Here is a 7,672-nt window from a genome sequence, read left to right as displayed (position 1 = left end):
ACTCCGGCAGTCGGCACCATTTGCCCGAATAGCTCAGTCGGTAGAGCAGAGGATTGAAAATCCTCGTGTCCCTGGTTCAATTCCGGGTTCGGGCACCATATTTAAAAGGTAAAGATATTTCGTTAATAGGTATCTTTATTTAAAACGCATTTAGTGCCGACTTAGCTCAGTAGGTAGAGCAACTGACTTGTAATCAGTAGGTCGCCAGTTCGACTCCGGCAGTCGGCACCATTTGCCCGAATAGCTCAGTCGGTAGAGCAGAGGATTGAAAATCCTCGTGTCCCTGGTTCAATTCCGGGTTCGGGCACCAAATAATTCCCCTTTAGTTCAGTTGGTAGAACGGTGGACTGTTAATCCATATGTCGCTAGTTCGAGTCTAGCAAGGGGAGCCAATTAAAAAGACCCAGTTATTTATATAACTGGGTCTTTTTTTATCTAAAATTTAGCATCATACATCCTGCAACTCTTTATGCCCCGCTCTACTTACACCCACGCGACTTCCTTCGTTTATTAAATTGCATGCCTATTATTTAACCAATCATAATTTGCTGGCATAAAAAAACCGAACACAGGGTTCGGTTTAATAATACCATCAGCACTCATTTAACCATGCTGAATATTTACAGCTAATGATTTATTAGCTGTATTAGTAATTTATACACGACGGTTAGCAGAGCGACCATCTTTAGTATCATTTGATGCAATAGGACGGCGTTCGCCATAACCACGTGTTGATAAACGGCCTGACTTGATACCACGTTTATTCAAATATTCGCTCACAGATTCAGCACGCTCTTCAGAAAGCGTTAAATTAGACTCTGCACTACCGACGCTATCTGTGTGACCAATAATACGCAGTGATGAATCAGGGTACTCGTTAAGAACTTTAGCGACACTGTTTAAGCTTGAGTAAATATCTGAGCTCAAGTTATAACCCGCCGTTTGGAAACCAATGCCTTTCGCCATGATCAGTTGTAATTCGTTTTCGCCAACACGTTTAACTTGTACACCTGAGTCAGTTAATTCTTTACGTAATGCTTCTTCTTGACGATCAAAATAATGGCCAATACCACCACCGATAGCAGCACCACCTAACGCACCAAATACTGCGCCGTTTTTCTTACCTGTAGAAGCGCCGATTAATGCACCCGCAATGGCACCGCCAATGGCAGATTTAGTTGCGGTATTCGTTTCTTCTTCACCTGTTGTCGCGTTTTGGCGAGCACAGCCAGTAAGTGCAGCAACAATCATTACTGCTGTCATTGTTTTTTTCATCATTGGATAAACCTTAATTGTAGAAACGATATTGTAAGTGAGAGATCGAGCACACTGTATCTTAAATAAAATACAATCGCATCGGTATATTTACTAGTTAAATAAGCCTTAGCCCAAAAAATAGTGATGTCTGTCGCACTATTTTAGCAGTCTAGTTACATCTTACACAGCTTTACAATGCCCTACCTTGAATTGTGACTGTGCGCACTCATCTATTACTAAGTATCAGCATACAATGATGCGAATGCGTTTTCTCAAAAAGGATACCTATGTATAGCTTTCTAAGAACATCACTAATTTTAGTACTAATGCTAGCAGGTAAAGCGCCGCTTGAAGCCGCTACTATGCTTAGCCTTAGTCAAGTATCAAATAATGGCAATGCCACGAACCGAGTACGTACACAGCTAAGCAAAGACTTAGCAGGTCTTTACCAACTTCCTGATGTTAACAACACCAATATCATTCAACCTTATACCGATTTCGATGCACTTTATTCATTAGCTGAATCGGCACAAAACGAACTTGCAACACTCACTAAACAAATTGCGTTAATGTCACAAACCAGTGCTGTGATCCCAGGCATTAAAAGTATTGAACGTGCACAAGCTAAAATTGCCAATAAACATGATGGCGCAGTAGAAAAAATTACCGACCTGGCCCGTAGCTCGATTATTGCTAAAAATAGCCAAGAGCTAATCAGTGCTTATGAATTGCTGGAACAAGAAACCGACATCATCCAAGTGAAAAATCGCTTTAACAATCCAAAACAAAATGGCTACCGTGATATCAACTTATTAGTACGCTTACCAAAAACCCAAATGGTCGTGGAAGTGCAATTACATTTAGATCGTATTGAAGCGATTAAAAATGGTCCAGAACATGACAATTACGCCAAGATCCAACAAATTACTCATAACGCTAAACAGCAGCAACGTGAAATATCAGAAATTGAAGCATTTAAAGTCGCGCAGCTAAAAGAAGAATCAACCAGTCTTTACCAAGTGGCTTGGCAACAACAATTAATGTTGGAACTAAAAACCAGTTTTAAACAAATGGCATAACCAACACTGAAAATAAAAAAGCCCAATCATACAATGAATGATTGGGCCTTTTGTCTTCTAAACCCACATATCTCTAAATTGAACGAGCTTAGGTTTGGGCTTAGCTTTAGGCGTAACCCCACTTCCAGTTAAACCGAATTTGGTCTTGCATGCCAAAACGCGCCATTAACCAAGGCACCATAGGCAATACTTTGTAATGCGAGCTTTTCTTCAATACACTTTTACCAGTACGGAAGAAGGTAATGTCTTCGTCATTCTTTAAGAGTCGCACAACAATCCTTTTTTGCTTACCCTCTTCAGGGGTTACAACTTGTGCCAAGCTATATTCATGCGTCATCCCTGAGCCGTTATAAACCAAAACCATCTGATGTTCGACTAACTTGTTACGTTCTAAATAGCTTTTAAGCTCACTGCCCTGAAAACCAAATAAGGGATCTCTATTCATCTATCTTTCCATTTATCATTAAATACCATTAAACGTTTATTCAATTTCTTGCCCAAAAAAAATGAGGTCTCCATCGGAGACCTCATTTTTTAACAATGCTATGTGATTATTATTCTGCAATAAACTCGCGAAGTTTTTTCATGGCATTTTTTTCTAACTGACGTACTCGTTCAGCAGAAACACCATAACGATCGGCTAACTCTTGCAGCGTTGCTTTATCTTCAGCTAACCAACGAGAATTAACGATATCTTGACTACGATCATCTAGCTCAGAAATTGCTTTTGCTAAACGGCGAGATGCACTTTTATCCCAATTTTCACGTTCAACTTGTTGGGCAACGTCTGACGCGTTATCTTCTAAATACTGTGCTGGAGAAAAGCTCATTGAACCAGAATCTTTATCACTATCATCATCAGCATATAAATCAAATGCTTGATCCGAATAAGACATTCTTGATTCCATTTCCACTACATCTTTGGTCGAAACACCCAATGTTTCAGCAACAGTTTGCACTTCTGCATGAGTAAACCAGCCTAAGCGTTTTTTTGATTTACGTAGATTAAAGAATAGTTTACGTTGCGCTTTAGTTGTCGCAACTTTTACTACACGCCAATTACGAAGTACAAATTCATGGATCTCAGCTTTAACCCAATGCACAGCAAAAGACACCAGTCTCACACCGACAGCCGGATTAAATCGTTTTACCGCTTTCATTAAGCCGATATTGCCTTCTTGGATCAAGTCAGCTTGAGAAAGTCCATAACCTGCGTAACCACGGGCAACGTGAACAACAAAGCGTAAATGTGACATAATTAGCTGACGTGCAGCATCAACATCACCTTCATTCTGCAAGCGTTCGCCTAGTTCCTTTTCTTGTTCAGCAGTCAACATTGGAATGCTATTCACGCCTTGGATATAGGCTTCAATGCTACCCTGAGGAACTAATGCCATACTTTGCATATCTTTGCTCATCAACAATTCTCCCATTATTACAAATTAATCGGCGAGATCTTATCACGGCTGATGCTTATCGACAAATTCGACAATCCGTGTGACCGCACAAATAAAGTATATTGTCTTAATATATTCAGACGAAACAATTCAGCCTACTGATAAATAAATAAAATATTACCATTCAGACTACGAACTGTATCATTTATGTACAATCTAGTTTAACCCCAGATCACAAAAGCTCTAGTTTAATTACAGAAAATTACATTGAGATGACAATCTAAAATCAAAAAACAACCTAGCCAGCCCTGCTAATACAGTTAAAGTCTACTGTAAATAAGTTACAACGCCAACTTAGCTGCACCACGCCTGTGCGAAAATAAAAAAACTGGTGCAACATCACAGTGCTTAATCTTCAGCTAAACGCTAATAAAAATACCAAACCAAATAAAGACCTTATATATCAACAATTAATAATTACTTGACGTAGTTGGCATTGTCTTTGCGTTAGTCAGTGCAGAGAAGAGCTACAGGGATGTGAGGCATGACAGTTGAATTAATTACCAAAGCGCAATCAAAAAATAACCATAGCCGAGGTCAAGTTGCATTAGTGGGGGCTGGTCCGGGGGATCCCGAGTTGCTTACACTAAAAGCACTCAAGGCGATTGAAAGTGCTGACCTTATCTTATTTGATAACTTAGTTAGCCAAGAGATTAGAGCTTTATTTCCACCCCACACCAAAGCAATTTATGTGGGTAAGAAAAAAGCTGACCATTGTATTCCACAAGACCAATTGAATTTATTCATGGTTGATAAAGCCAAACAAGGTGTGAATATTTGTCGCCTAAAAGGTGGCGACCCGTTTGTATTTGGCCGCGGTAGTGAAGAACAATTGGTGCTCCATGCCCATAACATAAAAACAATCATCGTACCCGGCGTAACAGCTGCATCAGGGTGCACTGCATATGCAGGCATCCCGCTAACCCATAGAGGATTGTCGACGGGCTGCACCTTTATTACCGGCCACCTGAAAAATGGCAAGCTAGATCTAAATTGGCCGCAACTCGCACACCTTGAGCACACCTTAGTGTTCTATATGGGATTAGGTAAATTAGCGGAAATCTCAGCGCAACTGATCAGTCATGGTTTGGACAGCAATACCCCAGCAGCCTTAATTGAAAACGGCTCAACGCAGCAGCAAAGAAAATTTATTGGCACTGTTGCAACATTGCCAGCACTGGCGATTGAACACCAATTACAAAGCCCTAGCCTGATCGTGATCGGCAAAGTTGTCTCTCTTGCAGGCCAACTTAACTGGCGAGATCTAGAGCCATCGGCAAAAAATCAAGCATTAAGCGCATAACGGAGCATGTCATGAAAAGAATTATAGTTGTCGGTAACGGCATGGTAGGTCACCATTTCATTGACCAATTTATTCAACAAGAAAAGATGGCTGAAGTACAAATCACCACATTCAGTGAAGAATCACGTCTTGCTTACGACCGTGTGCAGTTAAGTGCTTATTTCAGTGGCAAAACAGCTGATGACTTGATGATGACATCACCAGAATACTATGATGACAACGGCGTACAATATTTTGTAAATGATAAAGTGGTTGGCATCGATAAAGACGCTAAAACAGTCACCACAGCACAAGGCCGTGTAGAGAGTTACGACAAATTAGTGCTAGCGACGGGTTCATTCCCATTCGTACCACCCATTCCAGGTAAAGACCAAGACCATTGCCTAGTTTACCGTACCATTGACGATTTAGAAGACATCACGGCATCAGCTAAAGAAAGCAAAGTTGGCGTGGTTATCGGTGGTGGTCTACTGGGTCTTGAAGCGGCTAACGCAATCAAACAGCTTGGCCTTGATACGCACGTCGTTGAATTTGCCCCACGCCTCATGGCCGTACAAGTAGATAACGGTGGCGGCAAGATCCTGCGTAACAAGATTGAAGCATTAGGCGTGACGGTACACACAGAAAAAAATACCAAAGAAATTGTTAAAGGTGAAACCTGCCGTTACCGCATGAACTTTGCTGACGGCTCGCACGTTGAAACAGACATGATCATCTTCTCGGCGGGTATTCGCCCACAAGATGAATTAGCCCGTTCATTCGACCTTACGCTAGGCGAACGTGGTGGTATTCAAGTTGATGATAACTGTTTAACGTCTGACGAAAACATTTTCGCGATTGGTGAATGTGCATTATGGCAAGGGCGTATCTTTGGTCTTGTTGCACCGGGTTACCAAATGGCAAAAGTCGCCGTCGACCAAATAGTTGGTGAAGGTAAGTTAGCCTTTACCGGGGCTGATATGAGTACCAAGCTGAAGTTGCTCGGTGTTGACGTTGCCAGTATCGGTGATGCCCATGGTAATGCACAAGGCGCGCAAAACTATGTGTTCACCAATGAAGCACAGCAAGTTTATAAAAAATTAGTCATTAGCGCATGCGGTAAGAAACTACTTGGCGCAGTCATGGTTGGTGAAGCTGAAGATTATGGCAGCTGGTTACAAATTTACTTAAACGACATGGATATTCCCGGCTCTCCTGAAAATATGTTAGTACCACCAGCAGAAGGTGGCGCGGTAACCATGGGTGTTGACGCCCTACCTGATTCCGCAGTTATTTGTTCATGCCTTGATGTCACTAAAGGCCAAATTTGTGCAGCAGTACAAGATGGTGCAACCAGCATCGGCGATATTAAAACAGTCACCAAAGCCGGTACTGGTTGTGGTGGTTGTAGCGCACTCGTGACGCAAGTACTCAATGCCGAACTTGCCAGTATGGGTGTTGCAGTGAACACCGACCTGTGTGAGCATTTTGCTTATTCACGTGCTGAACTGGCTGACATAATACGCGTTAAACGTATTAAAACCTTCGAAGCATTAATCACCGAATTTGGCGCTGGCCACGGTTGTGAGGTTTGTCGCCCGACAGTCGCTAATATTCTGGCGTCATTTTGGAATGACTACATCCTTGAAGATGATCATCTTGGCCTGCAAGACGTCAATGACGTGTATCTGGGTAACATGCAAAAAGATGGTACTTATTCTGTTGTCCCCCGCATCCCAGCAGGTGAGATCACCCCAGACAAATTAATCGTACTCGGTGAAGTGGCTAAAAAATATGGCTTATACACCAAGATAACCGGTGGTCTGCGTATCGATTTATTTGGTGCGCAACTACATCAACTACCTGAAATATGGGCATGGTTGATCCGCGAAGGCTTCGAAACAGGCCATGCTTACGGTAAATCACTGCGCACGGTAAAATCGTGTGTGGGTAGTACTTGGTGTCGTTATGGTGTGCAAGACAGCATGTCCCTGGCGATTGATCTTGAGAACCGCTACAAGGGCTTACGCTCACCGCATAAAATTAAGTTTGGCGTGTCTGGTTGTACACGAGAATGTGCTGAAGCCCAAGGTAAAGACATCGGTGTGATTGCAACGGAAGGTGGCTGGGGTCTTTATGTTTGTGGTAATGGTGGTATGCGCCCGCGTCATGCCGATTTATTCGCTACCGACCTCGATACTGACACGCTGTACAAATATATTGACCGTGTATTGATGTTTTATATTCGTACTGCAGACCGTCTACAACGTACATCGGTTTGGTTAGAAAATCTTGAAGGTGGTTTAGATTACCTTAAAGAGGTTGTGATTAATGACAAGCTGAGTCTGACAGCAGAGCTTGAAGCAGAAATGGCAGCCAACATTGCCAACTACCAATGTGAGTGGAAAACTACCATTGAAAGTCCTGAAAAACTACTGCGCTTTAAGCACTTCATTAACTCTGAAGAAAGCGATACCGCCGTGCAGTTTGTTGCAGTACGTGACCAAATACGCCCTGCTACACCAGCAGAACGCGCAGGCCAGATTGCCGTACTTGAAGTGAGCTAATAATTCACTCACGGATATGATCGATTTAAC

The 7,672-nt window shown here is 42.3% G+C and carries 6 protein-coding genes and 4 tRNA genes; 7 read left to right on the top strand and 3 right to left on the bottom strand.

Going from position 1 to position 7,672, the window contains the following annotated elements:
* The first annotated feature begins 22 nt into the window (after positions 1–22).
* From QNK26_RS11595 to QNK26_RS11580, 4 genes are all read left to right on the top strand, one after another.
* Positions 23–98 (top strand) — tRNA-Phe (locus tag QNK26_RS11595).
* 57 nt (positions 99–155) lie between these two features.
* A tRNA-Thr gene (locus tag QNK26_RS11590) sits at positions 156–231 on the top strand.
* A 3-nt stretch (positions 232–234) separates the two neighbouring features.
* A tRNA-Phe gene (locus QNK26_RS11585) sits at positions 235–310 on the top strand.
* A gap of 6 nt (positions 311–316) precedes the next feature.
* A tRNA-Asn gene (locus QNK26_RS11580) sits at positions 317–392 on the top strand.
* A 262-nt stretch (positions 393–654) separates the two neighbouring features.
* Here the strand turns inward: QNK26_RS11580 and QNK26_RS11575 are convergent.
* On the bottom strand, positions 655–1,278 hold the full coding sequence (locus tag QNK26_RS11575) for an OmpA family protein (protein WP_319223103.1): 624 nt from the start codon (positions 1,276–1,278) through the stop codon (positions 655–657).
* Positions 1,279–1,544: 266 nt separating this feature from the next.
* Between QNK26_RS11575 and QNK26_RS11570 the strand changes: the two genes are divergently transcribed.
* Positions 1,545–2,336, top strand: a complete 792-nt coding sequence (locus tag QNK26_RS11570; protein ID WP_319223101.1) for a RelA/SpoT domain-containing protein — start codon at positions 1,545–1,547, stop codon at positions 2,334–2,336.
* A 106-nt stretch (positions 2,337–2,442) separates the two neighbouring features.
* On the opposite strand, the gene QNK26_RS11565 is transcribed toward QNK26_RS11570, so the two are convergent.
* Positions 2,443–2,781 carry a hypothetical protein gene (locus QNK26_RS11565; protein ID WP_319223098.1) on the bottom strand — a complete coding sequence of 113 codons (339 nt, stop codon included), beginning with the start codon at positions 2,779–2,781 and terminating at the stop codon, positions 2,443–2,445.
* A 109-nt stretch (positions 2,782–2,890) separates the two neighbouring features.
* Complete coding sequence (gene rpoH / locus QNK26_RS11560) at positions 2,891–3,754, bottom strand: RNA polymerase sigma factor RpoH (protein WP_319223096.1); 864 nt, start codon at positions 3,752–3,754, stop codon at positions 2,891–2,893.
* A gap of 523 nt (positions 3,755–4,277) precedes the next feature.
* Here rpoH and cobA point away from each other — a divergent pair.
* The gene (cobA, locus tag QNK26_RS11555) at positions 4,278–5,096 is read left to right on the top strand and encodes a uroporphyrinogen-III C-methyltransferase (RefSeq protein WP_319223094.1); all 819 of its coding nucleotides are present in this window, start codon (positions 4,278–4,280) and stop codon (positions 5,094–5,096) included.
* An 11-nt stretch (positions 5,097–5,107) separates the two neighbouring features.
* Positions 5,108–7,642, top strand: coding sequence for a nitrite reductase large subunit NirB (gene nirB / locus QNK26_RS11550; RefSeq protein ID WP_319223092.1), 2,535 nt, complete (start codon positions 5,108–5,110; stop codon positions 7,640–7,642).
* Positions 7,643–7,672: the final 30 nt, after the last annotated feature.

The organism is Moritella sp., from assembly GCF_033791185.1.
Classification (GTDB): Bacteria; Pseudomonadota; Gammaproteobacteria; order Enterobacterales; family Moritellaceae; genus Moritella.
The sequence above is the reverse complement of the archived record's forward strand: the minus strand, read 5'-3'. Positions and strand labels throughout refer to the sequence as shown.